Origin of the sequence: Pseudomonas sp. UMAB-08 (assembly GCF_900095225.1) — a bacterium.
Lineage (GTDB): Bacteria > Pseudomonadota > Gammaproteobacteria > Pseudomonadales > Pseudomonadaceae > Aquipseudomonas.
This window is the reverse complement of record NZ_LT607415.1, coordinates 340,933-364,252: the sequence shown is the minus strand read 5'-3', so window position 1 is coordinate 364,252 and position 23,320 is coordinate 340,933. Positions and strand designations below refer to the sequence as shown.

General features: G+C 57.4%; 23 protein-coding genes and 1 pseudogene. 16 read left to right on the top strand and 8 right to left on the bottom strand.

The genetic code is table 11. The features are described from left to right. Positions 1-89: 89 nt before the first annotated feature. Complete coding sequence (hutC, locus tag K0F75_RS04780) at positions 90-839, bottom strand: histidine utilization repressor (protein ID WP_219060694.1); 750 nt, start codon at positions 837-839, stop codon at positions 90-92. Positions 840-978: 139 nt separating this feature from the next. Here hutC and K0F75_RS04775 point away from each other — a divergent pair, with 139 nt between their 5' ends. Next, on the top strand, positions 979-1,956 hold the full coding sequence (locus K0F75_RS04775) for a class I SAM-dependent methyltransferase (protein ID WP_219060693.1): 978 nt from the start codon (positions 979-981) through the stop codon (positions 1,954-1,956). Positions 1,957-2,068: 112 nt separating this feature from the next. Next, positions 2,069-2,998 (top strand): AEC family transporter, encoded by a 930-nt coding sequence (locus K0F75_RS04770; protein WP_219060692.1) that lies wholly within the window; start codon positions 2,069-2,071, stop codon positions 2,996-2,998. Between the two features lie 20 nt (positions 2,999-3,018). Here the strand turns inward: K0F75_RS04770 and mnmH are convergent, their stop codons facing one another. Both mnmH and selD read right to left on the bottom strand, forming a co-directional pair. Next, positions 3,019-4,125, bottom strand: a complete 1,107-nt coding sequence (gene mnmH, locus K0F75_RS04765; protein WP_219060691.1) for a tRNA 2-selenouridine(34) synthase MnmH — start codon at positions 4,123-4,125, stop codon at positions 3,019-3,021. Beyond that, the gene (gene selD, locus K0F75_RS04760) at positions 4,125-5,159 is read right to left on the bottom strand and encodes a selenide, water dikinase SelD (RefSeq protein WP_219060690.1); all 1,035 of its coding nucleotides are present in this window, start codon (positions 5,157-5,159) and stop codon (positions 4,125-4,127) included. The genes mnmH and selD overlap by 1 nt, the downstream gene beginning before the upstream one ends. Before the next feature lie 381 nt (positions 5,160-5,540). Between selD and K0F75_RS04755 the strand changes: the two genes are divergently transcribed. Beyond that, positions 5,541-7,106 (top strand): PAS domain-containing methyl-accepting chemotaxis protein, encoded by a 1,566-nt coding sequence (locus tag K0F75_RS04755; RefSeq protein ID WP_219060689.1) that lies wholly within the window; start codon positions 5,541-5,543, stop codon positions 7,104-7,106. Between the two features lie 145 nt (positions 7,107-7,251). Here the strand turns inward: K0F75_RS04755 and K0F75_RS04750 are convergent, their stop codons facing one another. Both K0F75_RS04750 and K0F75_RS04745 read right to left on the bottom strand, forming a co-directional pair. Then, the gene (locus K0F75_RS04750; protein ID WP_219060857.1) at positions 7,252-8,271 is read right to left on the bottom strand and encodes a branched-chain amino acid aminotransferase; all 1,020 of its coding nucleotides are present in this window, start codon (positions 8,269-8,271) and stop codon (positions 7,252-7,254) included. Positions 8,272-8,524: 253 nt separating this feature from the next. After that, complete coding sequence (locus tag K0F75_RS04745) at positions 8,525-9,028, bottom strand: Hcp family type VI secretion system effector (RefSeq protein WP_219060688.1); 504 nt, start codon at positions 9,026-9,028, stop codon at positions 8,525-8,527. Between the two features lie 281 nt (positions 9,029-9,309). On the opposite strand from K0F75_RS04745, the gene atpD reads away from it, so the two are divergent. The 13 genes from atpD (at position 9,310) to K0F75_RS04680 (ending at position 18,565) form a co-directional block, all read left to right on the top strand. Next, complete coding sequence (gene atpD / locus K0F75_RS04740) at positions 9,310-10,749, top strand: F0F1 ATP synthase subunit beta (RefSeq protein WP_219060687.1); 1,440 nt, start codon at positions 9,310-9,312, stop codon at positions 10,747-10,749. Beyond that, entirely contained in the window at positions 10,724-11,128 is a 405-nt protein-coding gene (locus K0F75_RS04735) for a F0F1 ATP synthase subunit epsilon (protein WP_219060686.1), read from the top strand. Before atpD ends, K0F75_RS04735 begins: the two co-directional genes overlap by 26 nt. Next, on the top strand, positions 11,121-11,456 hold the full coding sequence (locus tag K0F75_RS04730) for an AtpZ/AtpI family protein (protein WP_219060685.1): 336 nt from the start codon (positions 11,121-11,123) through the stop codon (positions 11,454-11,456). Before K0F75_RS04735 ends, K0F75_RS04730 begins: the two co-directional genes overlap by 8 nt. Next, a complete protein-coding gene (locus K0F75_RS04725; RefSeq protein WP_219060684.1) occupies positions 11,449-11,748 on the top strand; it encodes an ATP synthase subunit I in 300 nt (99 codons plus the stop codon). Before K0F75_RS04730 ends, K0F75_RS04725 begins: the two co-directional genes overlap by 8 nt. Next, positions 11,738-12,433, top strand: coding sequence for a F0F1 ATP synthase subunit A (locus K0F75_RS04720; protein WP_219060683.1), 696 nt, complete (start codon positions 11,738-11,740; stop codon positions 12,431-12,433). The genes K0F75_RS04725 and K0F75_RS04720 overlap by 11 nt, the downstream gene beginning before the upstream one ends. An 18-nt stretch (positions 12,434-12,451) precedes the next feature. Then, positions 12,452-12,733, top strand: a complete 282-nt coding sequence (locus tag K0F75_RS04715) for a F0F1 ATP synthase subunit C (protein WP_219060682.1) — start codon at positions 12,452-12,454, stop codon at positions 12,731-12,733. 3 nt (positions 12,734-12,736) lie between these two features. Next, a complete protein-coding gene (locus K0F75_RS04710; protein ID WP_219060681.1) occupies positions 12,737-13,555 on the top strand; it encodes a F0F1 ATP synthase subunit B in 819 nt (272 codons plus the stop codon). After that, positions 13,552-15,099: an alternate F1F0 ATPase, F1 subunit alpha gene (locus K0F75_RS04705; protein ID WP_219060680.1), complete on the top strand. Its 1,548-nt coding sequence runs from the start codon at positions 13,552-13,554 to the stop codon at positions 15,097-15,099. Before K0F75_RS04710 ends, K0F75_RS04705 begins: the two co-directional genes overlap by 4 nt. Next, positions 15,096-15,974 carry a F0F1 ATP synthase subunit gamma gene (locus K0F75_RS04700; protein ID WP_219060679.1) on the top strand — a complete coding sequence of 293 codons (879 nt, stop codon included), beginning with the start codon at positions 15,096-15,098 and terminating at the stop codon, positions 15,972-15,974. The genes K0F75_RS04705 and K0F75_RS04700 overlap by 4 nt, the downstream gene beginning before the upstream one ends. 135 nt (positions 15,975-16,109) lie before the next feature. After that, entirely contained in the window at positions 16,110-16,550 is a 441-nt protein-coding gene (locus K0F75_RS04695; protein ID WP_219060678.1) for a CBS domain-containing protein, read from the top strand. A gap of 24 nt (positions 16,551-16,574) precedes the next feature. Then, positions 16,575-17,417, top strand: a complete 843-nt coding sequence (locus K0F75_RS04690) for an NAD-dependent protein deacetylase (RefSeq protein ID WP_219060677.1) — start codon at positions 16,575-16,577, stop codon at positions 17,415-17,417. 88 nt (positions 17,418-17,505) lie between these two features. Then, complete coding sequence (locus K0F75_RS04685; RefSeq protein WP_219060676.1) at positions 17,506-18,039, top strand: GNAT family N-acetyltransferase; 534 nt, start codon at positions 17,506-17,508, stop codon at positions 18,037-18,039. 100 nt (positions 18,040-18,139) lie between these two features. Next, on the top strand, positions 18,140-18,565 hold the full coding sequence (locus tag K0F75_RS04680) for a 3-isopropylmalate dehydratase (RefSeq protein WP_219060856.1): 426 nt from the start codon (positions 18,140-18,142) through the stop codon (positions 18,563-18,565). A gap of 41 nt (positions 18,566-18,606) precedes the next feature. Here K0F75_RS04680 and norR read toward each other — a convergent pair whose 3' ends face one another. The 3 genes and pseudogenes from norR to K0F75_RS04665 form a co-directional block, all read right to left on the bottom strand. Continuing rightward, entirely contained in the window at positions 18,607-20,157 is a 1,551-nt protein-coding gene (norR, locus tag K0F75_RS04675) for a nitric oxide reductase transcriptional regulator NorR (protein WP_219060675.1), read from the bottom strand. Positions 20,158-20,327: 170 nt separating this feature from the next. Next, positions 20,328-21,386 carry a hypothetical protein gene (locus K0F75_RS04670; protein ID WP_257604260.1) on the bottom strand — a complete coding sequence of 353 codons (1,059 nt, stop codon included), beginning with the start codon at positions 21,384-21,386 and terminating at the stop codon, positions 20,328-20,330. 5 nt (positions 21,387-21,391) lie between these two features. Continuing rightward, positions 21,392-23,320 (bottom strand): annotated as a pseudogene (locus tag K0F75_RS04665) (hypothetical protein); the annotation flags it as partial.

The window sequence follows — 23,320 nt, the reverse complement described above, 5'->3', positions numbered from 1 at the left end:
GTAACATGAGCGCACCAAAAAGTAACGCAGGTAACACCCGCCAAAACCGATGAGCGACCCGTTGAATGACGCTCATTGATCGGGGGAAATCAGTGACCGAACTTGCCTTCGAGTCGATACCGCGAGCCGGGATACACCAGCCGCGCACTGCCTACCTGCCCCTTGGCCGACCAGGTGCGTCGACGGATCAACAGGCACGGTTCGTTGCGCTTGATGTGCAGCAGTCGACACTCGGCAGACTTGGCATGGATGGCCTCGACCACATGCTCCCCTTCCGTTAGCGGCGCCAGTTGAATGAGGTAGGCATAAGGGGTGACTTTGGTGAAGTCCTGCTGCAAATATTCAGGCGCAATCAGTGCATTGACGAAGCGCTCCTCGATTTGCACCGGCACCTCATTCTCGTAGTGCACCACCAGCGAATGGAACAGCCGCGTTACCCCTTCCAGAGCGAACGGCAGCGCAACACTGGCCTTGGCCGGCAGCTCTTCAAGGGTGATAACTTCACAGCGGTGAACATGACCGCGAGCAGAAATCTCTTCGGCGATATTGTGGATTTCAAACAGTGCGGCGTGCCCTTTGGGCTCGGCGACAAAGGTGCCAACACCCTGGACACGCACCAGCAACCCTTCAATGGTCAGCTCGCGCAAGGCGCGGTTGATGGTCATGCGACTGACGCCCAGCAGGCTTAGCAACTCACTTTCGGAGGGCAGTTTCGAGTTCGGCAGCCATGCTCCCGAGCGAATCCGCTGAACGATAACCTGCTTGACCCGGGCATACAGCGGGGAAGGACTCTCGCTCGAAAAGGATTCAAGGGATGGGGCGTCAACAGACTTGGACACAGCGACTCCTGTTCATAAGGATGCTTCAACGAGCACAGCCACTTAGTCTACCCGCCAGCGCAGGATCATAGAATAAACGCCACCAACCCCCCGGCGATTACGCTTAAACTGCGCGCTTTCGAATGACTGATAGCCCGCGATGAATTCCGAAGCCCTCTCTATCCTGCAACAGCATTTAATCTCCGCTTTAAGTGCAGCACCTGACGAAGCTCGCCGCCTGTTTCACGGCAGAGGGCTACGCTGGCCGGGGCTTGAAGAAGTGACCGTTGACTGGTTGCAGGGCGTGCTGTTGGTGTCGCTGTACAAGCAACCGGATGAAGCCGGGTTGGCTGCCCTGAAGCATATGCTTCTGGCCCTGAGCCAGTCACCCGCCTGGCTGCACCGCCAGGCGCATACCCTGTTATTGCAGCACCGCTACCTTCAAGACAGCACAACCGAATGGTTGCTGGGGGAGACCGTTGATAACGGCGTTGTCACCGAGAACGGCCTGCATTTCAAACTGGACTTTGGCAGAAACCAGAACACCGGGCTGTTCCTGGATATGCGCTATGGTCGCCGCTGGGTTCAAGCTCAGGCACACGGCAAACGGGTGCTGAATCTGTTCGCGTATACCTGTGGTTTTTCTGTCGCCGCCATTGCCGGGGGCGCCGAGCACGTGGTGAATCTCGACATGGCCAAGGCCGCACTTAGCCGAGGGCGAGATAATCACCGCCTTAATCAGCATGACTTGAGCCGAGTGAGCTTTTTAGGGCATGACTTGTTCAAATCCTGGGCGAGAGTAAAAAGAGACGGCCCCTACGACCTGATCATCGTCGACCCGCCTTCGTTTCAGAAAGGCAGCTTTGTGCTGACCAAGGATTACCAAAAAATCCTCCGCCGCCTGCCTGACTTGCTCAACCCGCAAGGTCTTGTACTGGCGTGCATCAATGACCCCGCCATCGGCCCGGACTTTTTAATCGACAGCGCCGCTGTCGAGGCGCCTGACCTGATTTTTCAGCAGCGCCTGGAAAACCCGCCCGAGTTTGCCGACGTCCACCCTGAGGGCGGATTGAAGGCGTTGATCTTCTCGTTGAATAGCGACTTTGTGGCCGGGCGAGGGTCCGCTCTGCTGCCCTGAAACCGTTGATACAGAGAGATTGCAGGCCACGAGCTCATCAATAAAGATTGGACGCTAACGATTTCCGACTTTAACCTTGCCGGCTTGTTAGCGGTTCAAGGGGTCGGGGTCGATGTCTTCTGTATTGAATGTATTGCTGCCGATCTTCGCCCTGATCCTCATTGGCTTTGTATGTCGACGCACCCAGCGCCTGGGCCCGAATGCGGCCTCGGAAATCAACCGCATGGTGGTCTGGCTGTGTCTGCCCGCGCTGTTGTTCACGGCGACCGCCACCGCGACCTGGGAGCAAATCTGGCACCCGGGGTTTGTGCTCGCGTTTACAGGCAGTACCCTCGCGATGTTCGTACTGACCCTGTTACTGCGCTGGAAAAAAAGTGGCCACTTCGCCGATGCCAGCATTGATGCACTCAGCGCGTCCTATGCCAATACCGGCTATATCGGCATACCGCTGTGCATCATGGTCCTGGGGCCTGAGGGTCTTGAACCGGCCCTGATTGCGTCCTTGCTGGTGGTCTGTGTGTTGTTCGGACTGGCGCTGGTGTGCATCGAGATTGGTTTACAGAGCGAGCTTCGGGTGCATCGCATCGTGCTCAAGGTGCTGCTCGCGCTGGCTAAAAATCCCTTGGTGGTCTCGCCGATTCTGGGCGCCTGCTGGGCCTATACCGGCGCACCGCTGCCAGGGCCACTTGAAAAATTCTTGAGCCTGCTCGGCGCGGCAACCACACCGTGTGCATTGATTTCACTCGGGCTGTTTCTTGCCCAGAAACAGCAAGGCCCACGGCAAGGCGCAACCATGCTGGTGCTGATAAAGCTGATCGCGCACCCACTGCTGACCTGGTTTCTGGTGTTCCGCGTATTCCACCTGCCACCGTTGTGGGCCAATTCGGCCCTATTGCTCAGCGCACTTCCCACAGGCACCGGGCCGTTCATGCTGGCCGAATACTACCGGCGCGAGGCGTCAGTGGTTTCAAGCACAATTCTGATCTCGACCCTTGGCTCATTGGTGACACTGTCGATCTGTCTGTACGTCATCAAAGGATGACGCACAGCCGAGCGCAGTACTCAGTCGAGTCGGCGGCCGCGGTCTCTCAGGTACTCAAGCACCGCCGCATGATCGCCGGAAAATTCGATGCGCGGCCCTTTGCTGTCTCTCTGGTAGGCATACATAGGGTCGTAATACTCACTCAGCATCCCGATGATCCAGTCCCGGTGCAGATCGACTGCGCCGGACTTTTCCTGCTCGTTCAGTGCACTGTCCATAATCAAGGCCAGGCGCTGGTAGCGCTCTCCGCCCAGACGTTTGACGATGCCTGACAAACTCTGGCGCAGGTGCGCAGCAAAGACGCCAAAGCCCTGCTCGATGCCATGAACGTCGATGAACTCGGCACACAAATCGATCACATAATCTTTAAGGATTCGCTCGACCCGGTCCTCGAAGCGCTCCTCAAGCCAGACCAGCGGGTACTTCTGCATGCCCTGGAACAACGTTAGCGGGATCGCGCGGCTGCCGACAACACGCCCCTCGTCCTCGAGGACGAACTGATTGATGCCACCAGCCCGCTTCTTGAGGATGTCGATCGCCAAAGCATTTTCGAAACTGATCTGCGCCGGTTGTGGCGTCGCATGCTTGCCGAAACTGGAGCCGCGGTGATTTGCGTGCCCCTCTAGATCAAGCGCATTGGCCAGTTGTGTCAGTACTTCGGTCTTGCCCGAGCCTGTCAGCCCACCTACCAGCACAAAGTTGCACTCGGTTACCGCGCTATCAGTCACTTCGATCAGGTACGTACGCAGTGCCTTGTAACCACCGATGACCCGTGGGTACTCGATCCCGGCCTCGTTCTTGAGCCATTGCTGGGTCAGTTGCGAGCGTAATCCTCCCCGGAAGCAATACAGGTAGCCCTGAGACTGGGAACGAGCAAAGTCCACCCAGGCCTCGATGCGCTCTTGCTTGGTCTGGCCGGACACCAACTGATGGCCCAGCTCAATGGCCGCCTGCTGCCCTTGCTGCTTGTAGCAGGTACCCACTTTCTCCCGTTCCAGATCGTTCATCAGTGGCCGATTGCACGCCAGGGGAAAAGCACCCTTGTCGAATTCGACCGGTGCACGAACGTCCATCAAGGGGCGGTCGTTGAGAAAAATGTCGCGGTAGTCGGTGCTGTTTTGACGCATCAGAACACCTCAACCGCGTGACGCTGTCGACCCACGAATTCGCCGATTGCTGACAGTTCCAGACCGAGTTCTGAGGCCAGTGCGAGGAAGTTCGCTTGCTCACCCTCCTCGACGGCAACCAACAGACCGCCACTGGTTTGCGGATCGCACAGCAGCAACTTCTGCATCTGTGTCAGTGCGGTGATGCGCTCGCCGTAACTGTCGAAATTACGGTGGGTTCCACCCGGGACGCAGCCCTGCTCAAGATAGAAGTCGACACTGGCCAGACGCGGCACGGCGGCAAAATCGAGGCGTGCTGTCAGTTGGCTACCGTCGGCCATTTCCACTAGATGGCCGAGCAGGCCAAAACCGGTGACATCCGTCATCGCCTTGACCCCCTCCAGCTTGCCGAAACGGCTACCCGGCTTGTTCAGTGCACACATCATGTCGCGCGCCACCCCTTGATCCTCGGCGCGCAGCACACCCTTTTTCTCGGCCGTGGTGAGAATACCGATGCCCAAAGGCTTGGTCAGATAGAGCTTGCAGCCTTCGGTCGCGGTGTCATTGCGCTTCATGAAACGCTTCTCGACCAATCCCGTCACTGCCAGACCAAAAATAGGCTCCGGCGTATCGATCGAATGCCCACCCGCCAGCGGGATGCCCGCAGCATCACAGGCTGCACGCCCGCCACGAATCACTTCACGGGCAACTTCCGGCGCCAGCACATTGACCGGCCAGCCCAGAATCGCAATCGCCATCAACGGATCACCGCCCATGGCGTAGATATCGCTGATGGCATTAGTGGCCGCAATCCGCCCGAAATCGTACGGATCATCCACGATAGGCATGAAGAAGTCGGTGGTCGACACCACACCACGCTCCTCATCGATGGCGTACACCGCCGCGTCGTCGCGCGATGCATTGCCAACCCAGAGCTTTGGATCAAGGTTCTGCGCACCACTGCCGGCCAGAATCACCTCCAGCACCTGTGGAGAGATCTTGCAGCCGCAACCTGCACCGTGACTGTACTGGGTAAGGCGAATCGGCGAGCTCATCTGTGCACCTCTGAATATCAAGTGCCCCGATTCTAACAGAGCGGCCAAGCGAGGTAGGCGCTTACATTCCTCCCACACTGTATATTGGCCAAAATTCAAGTTGGAGCTTTTCTCTGAAGAAAAAGTTCAACACCCTCCTGACGGCCTTGATGCCTTATTGTAAAAATACTCAGCCGGATAAATAATACCGGCACGAAAGTATCAAATAGCCATCTTTGAAAGTCGATGCGCCTCCAGAGCTTTTTGTTGAATGCCTAACTACAGCTGACCGCCACGGCGCAGTTACAGGTATGTATTCAGCACGAGTATTCGTTAGGGGATCACTCTGAAAGCGTGTAGCTTTATAATATTACAGACCAATAATTTTGGGACACACTGCCCGTGCGAACTGCCCGCTCCATCACTGCCGTAGAGCAGATATTTCCTGTTCAACAACGCCTTATTTCAGCAACTGATACCAGCGGAAAAATCACTTATTGCAATAGCGAATTCGCCCAGATAAGCGGTTACTCTCAAGCAGAGCTGATCGGTAGCCCTCACAACCTGGTGCGTCACCCCGATATGCCTCCTGCTGTTTTTGCGCTGATGTGGCGTTATTTGAAAGCGGGAAAAAGCTGGATGGGCGTTGTAAAAAATCGCTGTAAGAACGGAGATTTTTATTGGGTCAGCGCGTACGTAACCCCTATTCTTGAAGAGGGTAAGTTAGTCGGTTATGAGTCCGTCAGGGTCAAGCCGACGCGGCAGCAGATAGACCGCGCACATCGGTTGTATGAGCGGTTGCGGGCCGGTAAAAATGCCGTTTCAAAAAAACATCACCTGGCGGCTTTTACCGGACAAATGCTTGTCCCCGCGAGCGCCGCCGTTCTCGCTATTGGCGCCGCTAATTACCTGCCCAGTCTGATAGCCCACGCCGTGACCGCCGGGTTATTTTTAATCGTAGGTGCATGGTCATATAAACGGATCGGGCATCAACTAAAGCACATCATTGAAAGCGCCCCTGACGCGTTTACAGACCCGGTGAGCGCGCTCACCTATAGCGACGCATATGGTCCGTCGGCGCAGCTGGAGATGATACTGATCAGTGAAGACGCCCGGCTCAAGACCGCCCTCACGCGCCTGAGCGATCTCGCGGCCCAAGTGTCCGAGGCGGCTGCACATTCCTCACTGCTTTCCAGCCAGACTGAACAGGCTTTGCTTGAGCAAAGAGCCGAAACTGACATGACGGCCGCCGCCATGACTCAAATGGCTGCGTCGATCAACGAGGTGTCCAGTCATGTGCAACACACCGCACATGAAGCACAAACAGCACATGAACTGGCTCAACGGGCTGGCGAAGTGGCCGGGACGTCCAGAGAAGCCATTCAACTGCTGGCGAGCACTGTGACCAACATCAGCAACGCCGTGGACAACCTGGCCAACGAAACCCAGCAAATCATGAGCGCTGCCGGGATGATTCAATCCATTGCCGACCAAACCAACCTGCTTGCTCTCAACGCCGCCATTGAAGCGGCCAGAGCAGGTGAACAGGGTCGGGGCTTTGCAGTAGTCGCCGATGAGGTCCGCGCCCTGGCCGGCAAAACCCGCGAATCAACCCAGCAAATTCAACGTGTCATTGAAACCCTGAAAAAGGGAGCCGATGAGGCTGTCAGCATCGCCAGGTTGGGCATCAACGAGGCTGACCACGGTGTTCTGCAGGTCATTGAGGCGCAAGAGGCGCTCCAGGGAATCCGTGAGGCCGTTGAGCGCATCAGCAGCATGAGCCATCAAATGGCAGCGGCTTCAGAAGAGCAAGCCCATGTCGCTGAAGACATAGCCCGGCAAATCAACAATGTCGCAGGGACCGTTGAGAAAACAGCGAGCAATGCACAGGCAGCCGTGATGCGTGGCAACGAACTGGAAAGTACATCTCGTGGTTTGCGCGCGCTGGTTGAACGGTTTAACAGGTGACCCGTTGCAGGAACACCGTGTGTGGGAGAGGTCTATAAAATGACCTCGTCCTTTGCAGGCCTCACTGTCCGGCGATAAATGCCGGTGCTCATCCACCTTTTTTAGCCGGGTGGATGAGCCAATACAGTGTATGCCGGGCCTGTTATCAGACTTTCACGATCCAGCCTTCTGGCGCTTCGATATCGCCTGTTTGCACGCCCGTGAGTTCGTTATAGAGCCGTTGAGTCACGGGCCCTACTTCTTCTTCACTGTAGAACACATGTAACTTATCCTGGTATTCGATACCGCCAATCGGTGTAATCACCGCAGCCGTACCGCAGGCGCCAGCTTCCTTGAACTCATCAATGCGGTCGATAAACACATCGCCCTCGATAACTTTCAGGCCCAGGCGAGTCTGCGCCAGCTCGATCAACGACAAGCGGGTAATGCCTGGCAATACCGAAGGCGACTTCGGTGTAATGAACTCATCATTGCGCGTAATTGCAAAGAAGTTAGCGGAACCCACTTCTTCGATCTTCGAATGCGTTTGAGGGTCGAGGTAGATGCAATCGGCAAAGTGGCGCTTCTTGGCTTCTGCGCCGGGCATCAGGCTCGCAGCATAGTTACCGCCCACCTTGGCAGCCCCCGTACCATTGGGTGCTGCACGGTCATAGCTGGAAATCACAAAGTTATTGGGTTTCAAGCCGCCTTTGAAGTAGGCGCCCACCGGCATGCAGAAGATCGAGAAAATGAACTCCGGTGCAGTACGCACGCCAATGTTATCGCCCACCCCGATGATGAATGGACGCAGGTACAGCGCTCCGCCTGTGCCATAGGGCGGGATGAATCGCTCGTTGGCACGCACGACTTGCTTGCAGGCTTCAATGAAGACATCCGAAGGGACAGGAGGCATCAGCAACCTGGCACAACTGCGCTGCATACGTAGCGCGTTCTGGTCTGGCCGGAACAGATTGATCGACCCGTCCTTGCAGCGATACGCCTTGAGCCCTTCGAAGCACTGCTGGCCGTAGTGAAGGGCTGTCGAGCCCTCGCTGATGTGCAACACGTTGTCTTCTGTCAGGGTGCCTTCCTGCCAGGCACCGTTGCGCCAGTAAGACAAATAGCGCAGATCTGTCTTGATGTAATCGAATCCCAGCTTGTCCCACTTTATGCTTTCGTAACCCATGACACCCTCGATCATTTAACAACGCCTGAACACCCCAGGCTTCTGACATCGTGCTGATGCGAACAACAATACTTTATTCACGCACTTATCGCAGCCTGAACGAAAATACTCTTGTCTTTCTACCGCCTGTCGGGAGGCCACATACACGTCTGACCGAACGCCAGCCGATCGAACGTTAAGTGACGTCGACCTGATCGCCAGCACACGTCGTGACGTGCCAGCCATTGACCGCACTCAATAGAGATTTCTCCAGTCAACCGCTTTTGACCCGTGCGTTCGCGGCCAGGTCCCAGGTCGATGCGGCAGCCCCCTGCTCTGTTCCATCGTCTTTCTGGGCGGTAATCTCCCATTTGATCCTGATAAAGTTCAGCGACAACGTTTCGACCGGCTTACCCCCTGCACCACCGCTGACACTGACGCTGGATATCAACACATCAGTCAAGGTGTAGACGATTAAAGGCATGAGTTGCCCGCTATTGTCTGAAGCGTTGCGCCCCACGCTGATTTTGGCCTCTGGAATCGGCTTGCCGGCGCAGCAGTACTCGTTGATGCTTGAGGTCGAGGAGTCGATGAACTTGGTGACGGTGAACTCACCGATATGTGGCCTGCCAGAGATTCGCTCAGCGCTGCTTACATCGTTGGTCACTTGCATGGCCACGTTATGACTGTAGGACATGACCTCAATTTTGTCGGTGTAACCTTCCAGCAGGCAGTCACCTTTGATCGTGCCCCCCAGATCCATAATGATCACATCCATCGTGTGTCATTCCTTGCACGGCTTAAAGAGATGAAAAATCTGCCAGATCGTGGCAGGCCAGGTGATCAAATAGCCATTGTCACCGTTGTAACAGGTGCCCGATGGATATTTTTTGCCTGATCCTTGATCAGGGTCTATGCACCCCGGATTTATTGGCGCCAATATAGGCCCTTACTGGATTATCTGGTGAATCGCGCGCGCGGCAAAAATGCCCGACGCAGCCTTTCAGAATGAAATTTCCCGGTGCCCTACTCGGCTGACAATGGAAATAAGGGGCTCGCATGACAAGCAATGCCTGCTTATCGAATACAGGCGTGGTTGCTTCGGTGCGCGGCAGCGTCGTTGATATCCGCTTCGAAGCCCATCTGCCTCCAATCCATTCCCTGCTGCACACTGGGACGGAAGGCAAAATCATCATTGAGGTGATGGAGCAACTGGATGCTCAGCGTGTACGCGGCATCGCCCTGACACCGACACAAGGTCTCGCCCGCGGCATGCAGGTCGTGGACAGCGGTGGGCCCTTGCTTGCGCCCGTAGGCAAGGAAATTCTGTCACGCATGTTCGACGTCTTTGGCAATGCCATCGACCGTCTGCCAGCGCCTCAGGTTGGCTGGCGCAGCGTCCATCGCGCGCCACCTTCACTGGCCAATCGTTCGACCAAAACCGAAGTATTCGCGACGGGGATCAAGGTCATTGATGTGTTGATGCCACTGGAGCGTGGTGGCAAGGCCGGGCTGTTCGGTGGGGCTGGCGTCGGCAAGACCGTGCTGTTGACCGAGATGATTCACAACATGGTGGGGCAGACCGAAGGCGTCAGCATCTTTTGCGGCATCGGAGAGCGCTGCCGCGAAGGCGAGGAGCTCTACCGCGACATGAAGGCGGCAGGCGTTCTGGAGAACATGGTGATGATCTTCGGACAGATGAACGAACCTCCGGGCGCGCGTTTTCGGGTCGGCCACGCGGCCTTGACCATGGCCGAGTATTTCCGCGACGACGAGCACCGTGACGTGTTGTTGCTGGTCGATAACATTTTTCGTTTTATCCAGGCGGGCATGGAGATTTCCGGGCTGATGGGCCAGATGCCCTCGCGTCTTGGGTATCAGCCGACCATGGGCACCGAACTGTCGCAACTGGAAGAGCGCATCGCCAACACCGATACCGGCGCCATCACCTCGATTCAGGCGGTCTATGTGCCGGCAGACGACTTTACCGACCCCGCCGCCGTGCATACCTTTTCCCACCTCTCCGCCTCCATCGTGCTGTCTCGCAAGCGGGCCAGTGAGGGTTTGTACCCGGCCATCGATCCGCTGCTGTCGAACTCGAAAATGGCCACGCCCGGGGTCATCGGCGAGCGGCACTATGCGCTGGCGCAGGAGATCCGCCGCACACTGGCGCAATACGCCGACCTGAGAGACATCATTGCCATGCTCGGTCTGGAACAGCTGTCGACCGAGGACCGCAAGGTGGTTGCCCGTGCCCGGCGGCTGGAACGCTTCCTCACCCAGCCGTTTTTCACCACCGAGCAATTTACCGGTCTTGCGGGCAAGTGGGTCAGCCTCGAGGACGCGCTGGACGGCTGCGAGCGCATTCTGCGCGATGAGTTCAAAGACGTCCCAGAAAGTGCCCTGTACATGATCGGGAGCATTGACGAGGCGGTGGGCAAAACCAGGCCCGAGCCTGCAACGGAGGCTGAAGATGCCGTCAACCCACATGAAACTTAAAATTCTGCTGCCCTTCAAGGTCTTCGCCGAGAAGGTCGATGTACTGCGTATTGTCGCCGAGTCCCGCAACGGCTCTTTCGGCCTGCTGCCCCAACGGCTGGACTGTGTGGCAGCTCTTGCGCCGGGCATTCTCATTTACGAAACTGTGACTGAGGGCGAAGTGTGTGTGGCGGTCGATGAGGGGGTATTGGTCAAAACCGGGAGCGATGTCCTCATTTCCGTACGTAACGCCATTGGCGGCACTGATTTGGGGGAACTGCACAGGGCTGTCGAGCAGGAGTTCCTCAATCTGGATGAGCAGGAGCGCAGTGTACGTTCGGTCCTGGCGAAGCTGGAGGGCGGTTTCATTACCCGTTTCGCGGCCATGCATCATGAGTGATCGCGAAGAAAAGAAGCCCGCCAAGGGCAAGGCGTTCAGCGAGCAGATCGGTGTTAAAGCAGCGCGCAAGCTCAAGGCGCAGCGCCAGGTTAATCAAACGGTCTGGTCCGGTCTTGGCATGATGGGCCTGATCGGCTGGTCGGTGACCCTCCCGACGCTGCTTGGCGCAGCGCTGGGTTTTTGGCTGGATAAGCACTATCCAGGCGGCCACTCGTGGACACTTGCGCTGCTGGCCCTGGGGCTAGGCCTCGGTTGCTTCAATGCATGGCATTGGGTCGCCAAAGAAGGTCGGGAAATTCGCGATCAGGAGTCTGATAAGGATGAGTGACATGTTGAGTCTGGTCCCGGCATTCGCAGTGGGCGTTGTGCTTGGTGCGTTCTTTTTCGGTGGCCTTTGGTGGACGGTTCGTCAGGCAGCGTCATCGCGTTGGGCAGCACTCTGGTTTTTCGCCAGCCTGCTCCTGCGAACCGGCGTCGTGCTGGTCGGTTTCTATTTTGCCTGCGGCGGTGACTGGCAGCGCTGGCTGGTCGCGTTGCTCGGGTTTACCGTGGCACGGTTTTTCGTTACACGACTGACTCGACCAGCCCTGCGTTTCACGGAGGACCGCCATGCACCTTAGCCCAGACGACATCATTTACTGGCAATACGGTTTTTTCAAGATCAACGCCACTATCGCCTTCACATGGGCGCTGATGCTGTTCCTCGCGCTGGGTTCAAAACTGGTGACCCGCCGACTGTCTCGTGGACTGGAGCGCAGCGGCTGGCAGAATCTGCTGGAAATCGTCGTCACCGGCATTACCACGCAGCTAGGTGAGGTTGGCCTCATCCAGCCACGCAAATACCTTGGGTTTGTCGGGACGCTGTTTCTGTTTGTGGCGAGTGCCACTTTATTTACGATAGTGCCCGGGTACGAGCCACCCACCGGATCGCTGTCGACGACAACCGCGCTGGCAATCTGCGTGTTTATCGCTGTGCCCCTGTTTGGCATCGCCGATTGCGGTTTGGGCGAGTACTTGCGCGCTTACACGAAGCCAACCTTCATCATGCTGCCCTTTAACATCGTCAGCGAACTCTCGCGCACCCTGGCACTGGCCGCCCGTCTGTTCGGCAACATGATGAGCGGCACGATGATTCTCGCCATCCTGCTAACCATCACCCCCTTCCTCTTTCCCATTGCCCTCAGTGCGCTTGGGTTATTGACCGGCATGGTCCAGGCCTACATTTTCAGCATTCTGGCAGCGGTTTACATCGCGGCAGCGACACGATCACGCTCGCCAGAACCCGTCCCCGACTCGACAACTTGAACCCAGGAAGGAATTACCATGGATAGCATGACGATTATTGCAGTGGTTTCCATCATCACTGCGGGGCTGACCATCGCCATCGGCAGTATTGGCCCCGCACTTGGCGAAGGACGCGCAGTGGCGACGGCGTTAACGTCGTTGGCGCAACAACCTGATGCTGCCGCGACCATTACCCGAACGCTGTTTGTTGGCCTGGCCATGGTCGAGTCGGTGGCGATTTACTGCTTCGTGGTGTCGATGATTCTTCTGTTCGCCAATCCGTTCTGGAATCACGCCATCGCTCAGGTCGCCGGAAAATAGATCATGCTCATCGATTGGTTCACTGTCGGTGCTCAAGCGCTCAACTTTCTCATCCTGATGTGGTTGTTGAAGCGCTTCCTTTATCACCCGATCCTTGCGGCTATCGATGCGCGAGAACAGCGCATTGCGGCGCAATTGGCGGATGCCGAGGCGAAAGAAGCCGAGGCCAACAAGGAGCGCGATGAGTTTTTGCAAAAAAACGTGACATTCGACAAGGAACGGGCTGGGCTGCTGCAACAGGCAGCAGCCGCGGCGAATGTAGAGCGCCAGCGCCTTCTCGATGACGCACGCCAGGCCGCCACGGCCTTGAGTGCCAAACATCTGGAAACCCTGCAGAGCGAATCTCGCCGCCTGCATGACGAAGTGGGGCGGCGTACTCAGAAAGAAGTTTTTGCCATTGCCCGTAAGACCCTGAAAGACCTGGCCGGGACGACCCTGGAAGAGCGCATGGTCGACACCTTCGTCAATCGTCTGAATACGTTGAGCACTGAGGAAAAGCAAGGCTTGGTGGCAGCGCTAAAGGCATCGGCAGAACCGGTCATCGTGCGCACTGCCTTCGAGTTGCCAGAGGCGCAACGCACTGCCGCGCAAGCAGCCATCAACACGCTCCTGGCCGTGAGTGCTGACGTTCACTTCGAGACCGCCCCGGACTTGGTGAGCGGTATCGAACTCAGCGCAGCCGGGCAAAAAGTAGCCTGGAGTATCTCGGAGTATCTGGCGGCCATGGAAAAGGGCATCAGCGAGCTGCTGGACACGAAGGAGCAGGTCCACGCCCGGACGGAGGTGAAGGCCACCCCCCTGAAAGAAGGGCAAGTCACATGAGCATCGAGCGCCTTCAGGATGTCTTTGCGACGGCCTTTACTGTCATGGGTGAAGCGCGGGAAGGCTTTGTCCATCAGTTGCGACCAAAGGAAGTCGGGCGGGTCACCAGCATTGCGTCCGGCATCGCCAAGGTCTCCGGCTTGCCCGGTGTCGGCTTCGAGGAACTGGTGAAATTCCCAGGCGATATCCATGGCATCGCCTTCAATATCGACGAGAACGAAATCGGCGTCGTGCTGCTCGGTGACTACTCGCAACTGCACGCTGGCGATGAGGTCGAGCGCTGTGGGCATGTGGTGGACGTACCGGTCGGCGATGGCCTGATCGGTCGTATCATCGACCCTACGGGTCAGCCACTGGACGGTCTGGGGCCACTATTGTCCAGCGCCCGGCTGCCGATTGAGCGTCCAGCCGCGCACATCATGGATCGGGCACCGGTTACCGCCCCCCTGCAAACCGGCATCAAGGTGATTGACGCACTGATTCCGGTCGGACGCGGTCAGCGCGAGCTGATCCTGGGTGATCGGCAAACCGGCAAAACCGCGATTGCTCTGGAGACCATCCTCAATCAGCACGATCAGAATGTTCTGTGCGTGTATTGCTCCATCGGCCAACGTGCCTCCGGCGTCGCCAAAGTGATCGCTACCCTGCGTGAACAAGGTGCGCTGGCGTATACCGTGGTGGTGGTCACCGAAGGCAACGACCCGCCAGGCCTCGCCTACATTGCGCCGTATGCTGCGACCAGCATTGCCGAGTACTTCATGGAGCAGGGACGCGACGTTCTGTTGGTCTACGACGACCTGACCCACCACGCTCGCGCCTACCGTGAGCTCTCTCTGCTTTTGCGCAGGCCACCGGGTCGCGAGGCGTTCCCTGGCGATATTTTTTACATTCACTCGCGCTTACTGGAGCGTGCGACTCATTTGCGCTCCGAGCTCGGCGGTGGTTCCTTGACGGCTTTACCCATCATCGAAACCGAAGCACAGGATATTTCCGCCTACATCCCGACGAATTTGATCTCCATAACCGACGGGCAGATCTACCTCTCTCCAGCGCTCTTCGAACTCGGCGTGCTGCCGGCAGTCGATGTCGGCAAGTCGGTTTCCCGCGTGGGCGGCAAGGCGCAACGGGGCGTCTATCGAGCCGTGGCCGGCGACCTCAAGCTGGCTTATGCCCAATTCGAGGAGCTTGAAACTTTTTCCCGTTTTGGCGCCCGGCTCGATGACGACTCTCGCCAACTGATCGCGCATGGACTGCGGATCCGTGCATGCCTCAAACAACAGGAATTCGCACCGTTGTCGGTGCCCGAGCAAATTGCGGTTCTGCTGGCGTTGACCGCGGGATGCTTCGATAAAGTGCCGCTTGAACAGATGGTCCAGGCCGAGCAGGCGGTGTGTGAGGCTACAGGGGCCATCCCGGTCGAGGTCAGATCACGTTTCAATGGGGATGAGAAACTGAGTGACGCCGACCGGGCTGCGATTATTCAGATCGCGCGCAATGCCTTGGCGCACTTGCAACCCCCGGCAGACTCCGGGAGTGCGCCGTGAGCGACACCCCCGCCAACCTGCGTCGTAAAATCACCGGTGCTGCAGACCTCGAGTCCGTTGTGCGCACAATGAAAGCCATGGCGGCATCGAACATCGGCCAGTATGAAAACGCAGTCAGCTCACTGAATGACTACTATCGCACCGTACAGCTGGGCCTGATGGCCTGTTTCCAGCGTCAGGCGACCGCTGACCAAGGGGTCGTACAGAAAAAAAATGAAGGGATTGGGGTTATCGTCTTCGGTTCCGACCAGGGGTTGGTCGGCCAATTCAACGATGTTCTGGTCGAATTCGTCATCGATGAGCTGGGCAAGCTGCCAGGAGATAAAAGAGTCTGGGCGGTCGGCGAGCGCATTCAGTCACGTCTGGCGGACAGCGATTTACGTTTGGGTCAAAGCTTCGTTCTGCCCAGCTCCATCACTGCGATTACGCCTCTGGTCGGGCAGATTTTGCTCGAAATGCAAACCCGCCGCGAACAGGGCGAGATCTCTCAGGTGTACCTGTTCCACAACCGTCCACAGTCAGGTGCGATTTATGCACCCGTAAGCCAGCGACTATTGCCGCTGGACGAAAAGTGGCGGCGTAATCTGGCAGCCAATCACTGGCCGTCCAAAAACCGACCCGAAGTGATCAATGGCACAGACCAAACCCTCCCGGCGTTAATCCGCGAGTATCTTTTTGTCTCCCTGTTTCGAGCCTGCGCCGAATCGCTGGCCAGCGAAAATGCCAGCCGTCTTGCGGCCATGCAGCGCGCCGAGAAAAACATCGGCGAGCTGTTGGAGGATCTCAACCGGGACTTCCATCGTCTGCGCCAAAGTGCGATTGACGAAGAGTTATTCGATGTCATTTCAGGCTTTGAAGCGCTGAGCAAGTCTTGAGAGCAGCCCGGATGACGTTTTTCAGTCGTGTGCATACCGTTTTAGCCCTTGCCCTGCGGGCTTCTCTCTACGATTCTGTATGACCCCTGTCAGGCCGGTTCGCGGCCACCCCAAAACAACACTGGAGAGGCTCGCATGAAGACCGTTGCGCAACTGCTGAAGTTGAAAGCCAAGCAAAACCAGCAAGTTCACACCATCGCCCCCGATCAAAAGGTGCTGGAAGCGCTCAAGGTGATGGCCGAGAAAAATGTCGGTGCTCTACCCGTGATGGAGAACGGCCAGGTGGTAGGCGTTATCAGCGAGCGTGACTATGCACGCAAGGTCGTCCTCCAGGGACGGTCCTCGGAAGGCACGTCCGTCAGCGAGATCATGAGTACGCCTGTATTGACCGTGGATTCCCATCAAAGCATCGACACCTGCATGGGCATCATGACTGATCGACACCTGCGCCATTTGCCCGTTGTCGAAGACGGAAAACTCCTGGGCTTGCTGTCCATTGGCGACCTGGTTAAAGAAGCCATTGCCGAGCAGGCTGACCTGATACAGCAACTGGAGCAGTACATTCGCGGTGATTAAGCTGACCTTATCGGAGACTTCAACATGATCGATAGGCAGATCAGCGACCGTCTCGAGATGCTCTACCAACTGATGGCCAACAAGCAGTTTTTGGTCCTGACGGGCGCGGGCATCAGCACCCCGTCCGGGATTCCGGACTACCGTGACAACGAGGGTGTGCGTCGGGGCAAAGCCCCCATGATGTACCAGGAGTTCCTCAGTGCGCCGGCAGCGCGGCGGCGCTATTGGGCGCGTGCCATGCTGGGCTGGCCACGCATCCGGCAAGCTCGGCCAAACGCTGCCCATGACGCGCTGGCGACGCTGCAAACGAAGCAGCTCATCGCCGGGCTCATCACCCAGAACGTCGACACGCTGCATGATCAGGCGGGCAGTCACGAAGTGATTGAGCTGCATGGCAGCCTGCACCGTGTGGTGTGCCTGGATTGCGATCAGCGTGCTGATCGCCAGGCGATCCAGCTCGTCATGGAAGCGGAAAACCCCTACCTGTCGGGGGTCGACGCCACCCAGGCACCCGACGGCGATACGCTACTGGACCCGGCCTTCGAAGCGCGTTTCAAGATCCCCCGCTGCCCCTCCTGCAGCGGTGAGCGGTTAAAGCCGGACGTGGTTTTTTTCGGCGAAAACGTCGCCCAGGCCACCGCAGCCAAGGCCGCCCGGTGTGTCGAGCAGGCAGAAGGATTGCTGGTGGTAGGCTCTTCGTTGATGGCCTACTCGGCCTTTCGCTTGTGCCGCGCGATGGCTGAACAGCACAAGCCGCTGATCGCCATCAACTTCGGCAAGACCCGCGCTGACGATTTTCTGGACCTGAAAATCGAAGCGTCCTGCGAACAGCTGTTGCCGGTGTTGGTTGAGCGCTTGAGGGATTGAGGTGTTGCTGGCGGCCGCGGATTCGTCAGCGTGTATCGACAGGGCAGTGTCAGGCTAAGCCCATCATTGAATCAGACGAGAAGTGAACATGAACCACATTCCGGTCGTGCGTGATGCCTGCGAAGACGATATGTCAGCGGTGCAAAGCATCTACGCGCAGCACGTCATAGGCGGTATCGCCAGCTTTGAACTGGAAGCCCCCAGCGTGCCCCAAATGATCGAGCGGCGCGCTGACGTTCTAGCAAAAGGGCTGCCGTATCTGGTCGCAGAACTGGCTGGAGAGGTGGTCGGTTATGGCTATGCAACACTGTACCGACCGCGTCCTGCCTACCGTTTTACCGTCGAGGATTCGGTCTATGTCCGCGACGGATTGGGAGGCCACGGCATCGGCCTGACATTGCTCGGCGAACTCATTGATCGCTGTACTCGAGGCGGTTGGCGACAGATGATCGCGATCATCGGCGATAGCAAAAACCATGCATCGATTCGTTTGCATGAGCGGCTCGGTTTCCATCGGGTCGGCGTCTTTGAGGCGGTCGGCTTCAAGCATGGGCGTTGGGTCGATACAGTGCTGATGCAGCGTTCACTGAGCGACGGTTCACTGAGTCTGCCGCCGGTTTAAAGCGATCGCCTTACGCAAGTAAGGGATGAGTATCGACAGCCTCAATCTGAGCTACAGTTCCAGCAGCATCCCCGCCCGTCAGTTGCCCAAGGAAGCCTCAATGCGATTGATCTGCTTAGTACTTCCCCTGTTGGTGCTGGCTGGATGTTCATCGTTTCGTGCAGCCCCGGAAAAAGTCACCCCAGTCCCCAATGATCGGCTGCTGGCCTACCAACAACCCATCAAAGGTGGCGGCCAGATCGCCGTGGACCGCGACATTGGCATGCTGGGCGGTGGTTGTTACCTGGCCTTCCTGATAGATCGGCAGGTCGCCGCGCGTATCGGTATCGGTGAGGCGGCCAACTTCCAGGTGCCACCGGGCGCACGCATCGTCGGCATCGGCATTGATGAAAAGGACGACTCTTTCTGCAGCAAGGGACACCTGCACCGCGAGCTGGCCATTCAGCTGAAGGAAGGTGAAACCCAGCATTTTCGAATTGTCAGTGAGGCCAAAAACGGCTTCGGGATTCAAGTCGACCCGCGCTGAGCCTTATACCTGCTGACGGCGTTGGTGCCTGACGGCCTACCTCAACGAATGCCCAGTCGTTTGGCCAGGCGACTCAGGTTGGCACGATCCAGGCCGAGTTCACGGGCGACATCAGCCCATTTTCCCTGATGCCGGGTCAACGCCTCACTGATCAGTACTTTCTGATAGGCATCGACTGACGCCTTCAAATCCTCGCCATCCTTGACCTTGGGCGCGTCGCCAATCGTGACCGGTTCCACCACAGGGACTTCCTCGTCCAGGCCCAGCGCTTGGGCATCAATGGTGAGAATGCGCGGACGCTCGGCGTGACTGGACAAGGCCTTTAGCGTGGCGCGGCTGATCAAATGCTCCAGCTCGCGGACGTTGCCTGGCCATGAATAGCTCACCAACAGTTTTTGAGCATCCTGGTTCAAACGCAAGCTGCGCAGCCCCATGCGCGCGCGGTTTTCTTCAAGAAAAAACCCCGCCAGCAGGAGCACATCCCGCCCTCGTTCACGCAACGGCGGAACCCTTAACGGGTAGACACTCAGCCGATGATAGAGGTCGGCACGAAAACGACCGGCGCGCACCTCTTCGGCGAGATCGCGGTTGGTGGCGGCAATGATTCGCACGTCGACATGATGCTCCTGATCGGAACCGACGCGCTGCAACTGACCACTCTGCAACACCCTGAGCAACTTCGCTTGAACCGGCAGCGGCAACTCGCCAACCTCGTCGAGGAATATCGTGCCGCCGTCGGCCAGCTCGAACTTACCGCCACGCCCGCTGACGGCGCCAGAAAAAGCGCCTTTGACATGACCGAACAACTCACTCTCGACCAGCAGCTCAGGCAGCGCCGCGCAATTGAGGCTGATCAGCGGTTTCTGCGCCCGTGGCGAGTGCAGGTGAATGGCTTCCGCCACCAGCTCTTTGCCCACGCCGGTTTCCCCGGTGATCAACACCGACAACGCGCTGTTGCCCACCAGTTGAATCTCTTGCTGCATGCCTTTGTGAACAGGGCTCTGACCAATCAGCTCACGCGGCCGGCGCCCGCCTGCCGCACGTTTGTAGACCTCAGCCAACTGGCGCTGATCCTCAAAACTGCGCGCCAGCTGGTTGATCCGCTCACTGGCCATCACCGTCGCGGCAGCCAGACTGGCGAATGCTTCGAGATTGTCCAGATCGACCTTACCAAAGCTCGACGGGTCCAACGCATCCAGGGTAATCAGGCCCCAGGGTTTGTCCTGGAGGTACAGCGGACAGCCAAGGCAATCATGGACTTCCAGATGCCCCTGATGGCCCTCGACCAAACCATCGTAAGGGTCAGGCAAACCGCAATCCGTGGAAAACCGGGTCGGGCCACGGCTTTCAAGAAGAAGCTTGAGTCGAGGATGTTCCTCAACCTTGAATCGTCGACCCAACGTGTCCGGACTCAACCCTTCTACCGACAACGGAATCAGCACATCGCCCTCAAGCTTGAGGAGTGCCACCGCATCGCATGGCAGTATCTGACGCAGGGCGCGCAGCAGGCGTCGATAGCGCTCATCATCCGGCAATTCGCGGGAAAGATCGGCGACCAGCGGCACCAATGCCAACAGTAGAGGGTTAGTCATTACGACTCCATTGTGGTCATCAAGACTTATCGTCACGCTATCAAAATGACTCGAATAAATTTTAAGCTGCTGTTTTATAACAACTTTAAATTTTAAAAAAATACGACTCTGCGCCAGCCGCACAACCTATCACGTTAGGGTACCGGTATGAACCGCCTGACGGTGCTCACTCAATCGACATACTCCACATACCGCGCCATCAGATTAGGACGGCGGAAGGTGTCGATCTGATCGATCTGGCCACGCATGTGGTAGAGAGCCCCTTCATACGTTTCGTCATCCATATCGATCCACAGTCGTGGATTTCGGCCGACTTCGCGGTCGTATTGAGCTGTCACAGGGTCGAGGTGGCGGAATTCTTCGTAGCGTGGCAAGTCGGGCAACGGGCGGCTGGTGTCCATGTAGTTCTGCAGAAAATCCCACAGGGCACAGCACAACTCGCCAGCGCCCGGAGGAACCAGCGCGCCGAAGTTGATGACGATGTCGCGATAGCGGTGGGCTATGTACAGCGCATTCATCGGCAGACCCTGACGATCAGGGGTCGTGGCGATATAGGCGTCGAACTCATAGAACGGCGCAGTCAGTTCACCGATAGTGCCGTTCTTTTTGTATTCGCCGTGGTTGTCGTAATCAAACAGGGTGACAAGGCCCGTGCGACGGTTGATTTCCCAGATCGGGCCTCGGGAGGGTTTGACCCAGAGGTGGGGGAGTTTGTTTATGACCAGTGAACCGATTGCCCAGAACAATAGAGGGATGCCTAACAGCCAAGAATAAAATCCTAGAATGAGATCTTCTGCTAGATCGCTCCAAGACTCTTCCAACGATAGTCCGACGACGGTGAATGCAAATAGGCTCAACGGAAGGAGAAACAGAAAAGAACCTTTTCCAAATATAAGTAGATATACCCAGAACTGCGACCGCTTTGACCATAAAGCAAACCTGAAGCGCTCATGGTCGTGCTTGTCATGGAAGTCCACGTGCTCGTAAGGAGCTGGAACATAGGTCCCTAGTGCTTGTTTCTCTTCTCGTTCTTTGTTCATTTCCTCCTGAAACCGCAGGCTGCTGGGTTTGCGCCGGAGCAAAAAATCATCGGGGGCGGCTTCCTGCGTCATCCCCCACGGCAGGCGTACCTTGGCAAAACGTCGAATCCACGAACGTTCCGCCGAAGGCGGTTGTTTGGGGATACGGTCGGAACGATAGGCCGTGGCCGCATAGTAAAACGAGTTCATGGCCGTCATTCCTGGCTCGGCGCTTTATGGGTGGTTTCGTCGGCCCAGAACAGTTGTTTGACTTCCTCGAAGTTCGCTTTGGCATAAGCCGGACCGAATGGCGTTGGATCTTTCGGCGCCGGTGCGGGGAATACCCAGGTGCGATCCCCGTCCGTCAATGACAGTTGCGCGCGGACCAACCAGCGGTATATATGGGCCGGTGTGCTTTGCGACGGTTCCGCAGGCTGGTTACGTGGCAACGTAACAAAGAATTCCATCCCATTGGGCAAGGACCGATAAGCAACAGGCCTCTCCTGGGTCAGATAACTGCGCTGATGACTCCATTCGTGGCGCGATGTGTAATAGGCTTCCGTCTTTTGCAACCGGCATTCAATCAAAGTGTCGAGTTCCTGACTCAGCAGCCCCGGCAGATTGCTCTCGATCAGGATGCTAGTGTTGGCCTTCCGCACGTCCATGGGTACCGGATCCCAGTCATTGATTTTGGGGGCGAATTCGTGGTCCGGATTAGGGCGCGAGCTGATGCGAATATCGGCAAACAGGCTGACCAGGTAGTAGAAGGTCTGTTCCGGATCTTGCAGGTGGGGAATTCGGTCGCTGAAAGGACCGAAGGGGCCAGCGCTGAGCCAGTCTTCGACCGCGTTACTGCTGAGCCAGTAGGCGATGCCCGCACCGACGCTGATCAATATCAAGCTGATCCAGCCCATTGGCCCCAAGCCGAGGAAGGTGCTGCCGCCGACCATCAGACTGCCGGCGATGCCGGTCAAGCCCCCTGCGGCCATCAATAGGTGGCCCCACATGGCATTGTCTCCCCATTGATAGGCTTGCCAGGCGTCGTAGAGATTGAGGCCGACAAAAATTGATCCGGCAATCACTTGACCGATCAATCGAACGGAGAACTCTTTTATGAAATATTCGCTTAATGAGCCTAGGACACGTTTTGCAGAAGCATCCGAGACGGTAAACAGCGTTTTGCGAGCTGCGGCTAGAACAGATTGGCTACCCGCAAGTTTTACGGTTAATGCTTCCATCGCAATCACCAAATCAGCACCCGCCCCAACAACTCCTCCAGAAGCTCTGTAAGTTCCTTTCTCTCTCATAGTTTGCTGAAGTGAATCCATCTCATTCTTCAAATTCACCAACTCCAACATGACTACCGTGACCGCAAACGGCGTCGAGTTAAGCACCCGGTAAACCCGCCCACTCCGCAACGCCTCACCGCTGTCCACTGCCTTCCGGATGGCACTTTTCCTGGTGGCGTCCTGCTCTGCCAAATCCTCCTGCCACGCGGCGTTGATGCGTTGGTTCGCATCGCTGACCAGTTTCACAATCGGATGGTCGCGGCGCATGGCGATGACGACGGTGTTCGCGTGCAGGTCGCCGCCGGCCTGGTAATGGTGTGAGCCGACAATGGAATACCCATCCGGACTCCGATAATCGAGAGCGGGGCGTCGGGTATGGGCAGAACGCTCGGGCATGTCGCTAAAACCAAAGACGTAGAGATTTCTGCCTCTGGCCTCTTGGTGGCGAATAAAGTGGGCGTCACCAAAGACTTCCGGCAGCATGCCGCGCAGGTGCGCCAACGCCCGTCGTTGCAGTGCCAGGTTCAGCGTATTGACACCACGCTCGGCGCCAGGGATCGGAATGTGGTTGGCGGCGTGCAGCGCCTGTTCCGCCGCATTCACCGCGCCTTGCAGGTTCTCGTGCAGGCTGAGGGAGGCCGCCGCGACGGCTTTCAGGCCGCCGGTCAGGGTGCTAGCGAGGCTGCCGCTTTCCAGTAATCCTGCCAGCAGAGCGGCATCGAGGGTGTTGAGTTGTTCGGCGCAAGGTGTGGCCCCGCAGGCCGTTTTGAACACCTCAGTCGACCGATACTTTCCGTCGCCATGATTGCGGTCCATGAGTTTGGGCCGAACATACGGCGCTTCCATATCCTGCTG

Bases quoted from the DNA above. Each gene is read 5' to 3' on its own strand.
- K0F75_RS04695 (WP_219060678.1), top strand. From the start codon at position 16,110: ATGAAGACCGTTGCGCAACTGCTGAAGTTGAAAGCCAAGCAAAACCAG.
- K0F75_RS04735 (WP_219060686.1), top strand. From the start codon at position 10,724: ATGCCGTCAACCCACATGAAACTTAAAATTCTGCTGCCCTTCAAGGTC.
- K0F75_RS04670 (WP_257604260.1), bottom strand. From the start codon at position 21,386: ATGAACTCGTTTTACTATGCGGCCACGGCCTATCGTTCCGACCGTATC.
- K0F75_RS04750 (WP_219060857.1), bottom strand. From the start codon at position 8,271: ATGGGTTACGAAAGCATAAAGTGGGACAAGCTGGGATTCGATTACATC.
- K0F75_RS04725 (WP_219060684.1), top strand. From the start codon at position 11,449: ATGAGTGACATGTTGAGTCTGGTCCCGGCATTCGCAGTGGGCGTTGTG.
- selD (WP_219060690.1), bottom strand. From the start codon at position 5,159: ATGAGCTCGCCGATTCGCCTTACCCAGTACAGTCACGGTGCAGGTTGC.
- K0F75_RS04775 (WP_219060693.1), top strand. From the start codon at position 979: ATGAATTCCGAAGCCCTCTCTATCCTGCAACAGCATTTAATCTCCGCT.
- K0F75_RS04720 (WP_219060683.1), top strand. From the start codon at position 11,738: ATGCACCTTAGCCCAGACGACATCATTTACTGGCAATACGGTTTTTTC.
- K0F75_RS04685 (WP_219060676.1), top strand. From the start codon at position 17,506: ATGAACCACATTCCGGTCGTGCGTGATGCCTGCGAAGACGATATGTCA.
- K0F75_RS04745 (WP_219060688.1), bottom strand. From the start codon at position 9,028: ATGGATGTGATCATTATGGATCTGGGGGGCACGATCAAAGGTGACTGC.
- mnmH (WP_219060691.1), bottom strand. From the start codon at position 4,125: ATGCGTCAAAACAGCACCGACTACCGCGACATTTTTCTCAACGACCGC.
- K0F75_RS04710 (WP_219060681.1), top strand. From the start codon at position 12,737: ATGCTCATCGATTGGTTCACTGTCGGTGCTCAAGCGCTCAACTTTCTC.
- K0F75_RS04680 (WP_219060856.1), top strand. From the start codon at position 18,140: ATGCGATTGATCTGCTTAGTACTTCCCCTGTTGGTGCTGGCTGGATGT.
- K0F75_RS04705 (WP_219060680.1), top strand. From the start codon at position 13,552: ATGAGCATCGAGCGCCTTCAGGATGTCTTTGCGACGGCCTTTACTGTC.
- K0F75_RS04690 (WP_219060677.1), top strand. From the start codon at position 16,575: ATGATCGATAGGCAGATCAGCGACCGTCTCGAGATGCTCTACCAACTG.
- K0F75_RS04730 (WP_219060685.1), top strand. From the start codon at position 11,121: ATGAGTGATCGCGAAGAAAAGAAGCCCGCCAAGGGCAAGGCGTTCAGC.
- atpD (WP_219060687.1), top strand. From the start codon at position 9,310: ATGACAAGCAATGCCTGCTTATCGAATACAGGCGTGGTTGCTTCGGTG.
- K0F75_RS04770 (WP_219060692.1), top strand. From the start codon at position 2,069: ATGTCTTCTGTATTGAATGTATTGCTGCCGATCTTCGCCCTGATCCTC.
- K0F75_RS04715 (WP_219060682.1), top strand. From the start codon at position 12,452: ATGGATAGCATGACGATTATTGCAGTGGTTTCCATCATCACTGCGGGG.
- norR (WP_219060675.1), bottom strand. From the start codon at position 20,157: ATGACTAACCCTCTACTGTTGGCATTGGTGCCGCTGGTCGCCGATCTT.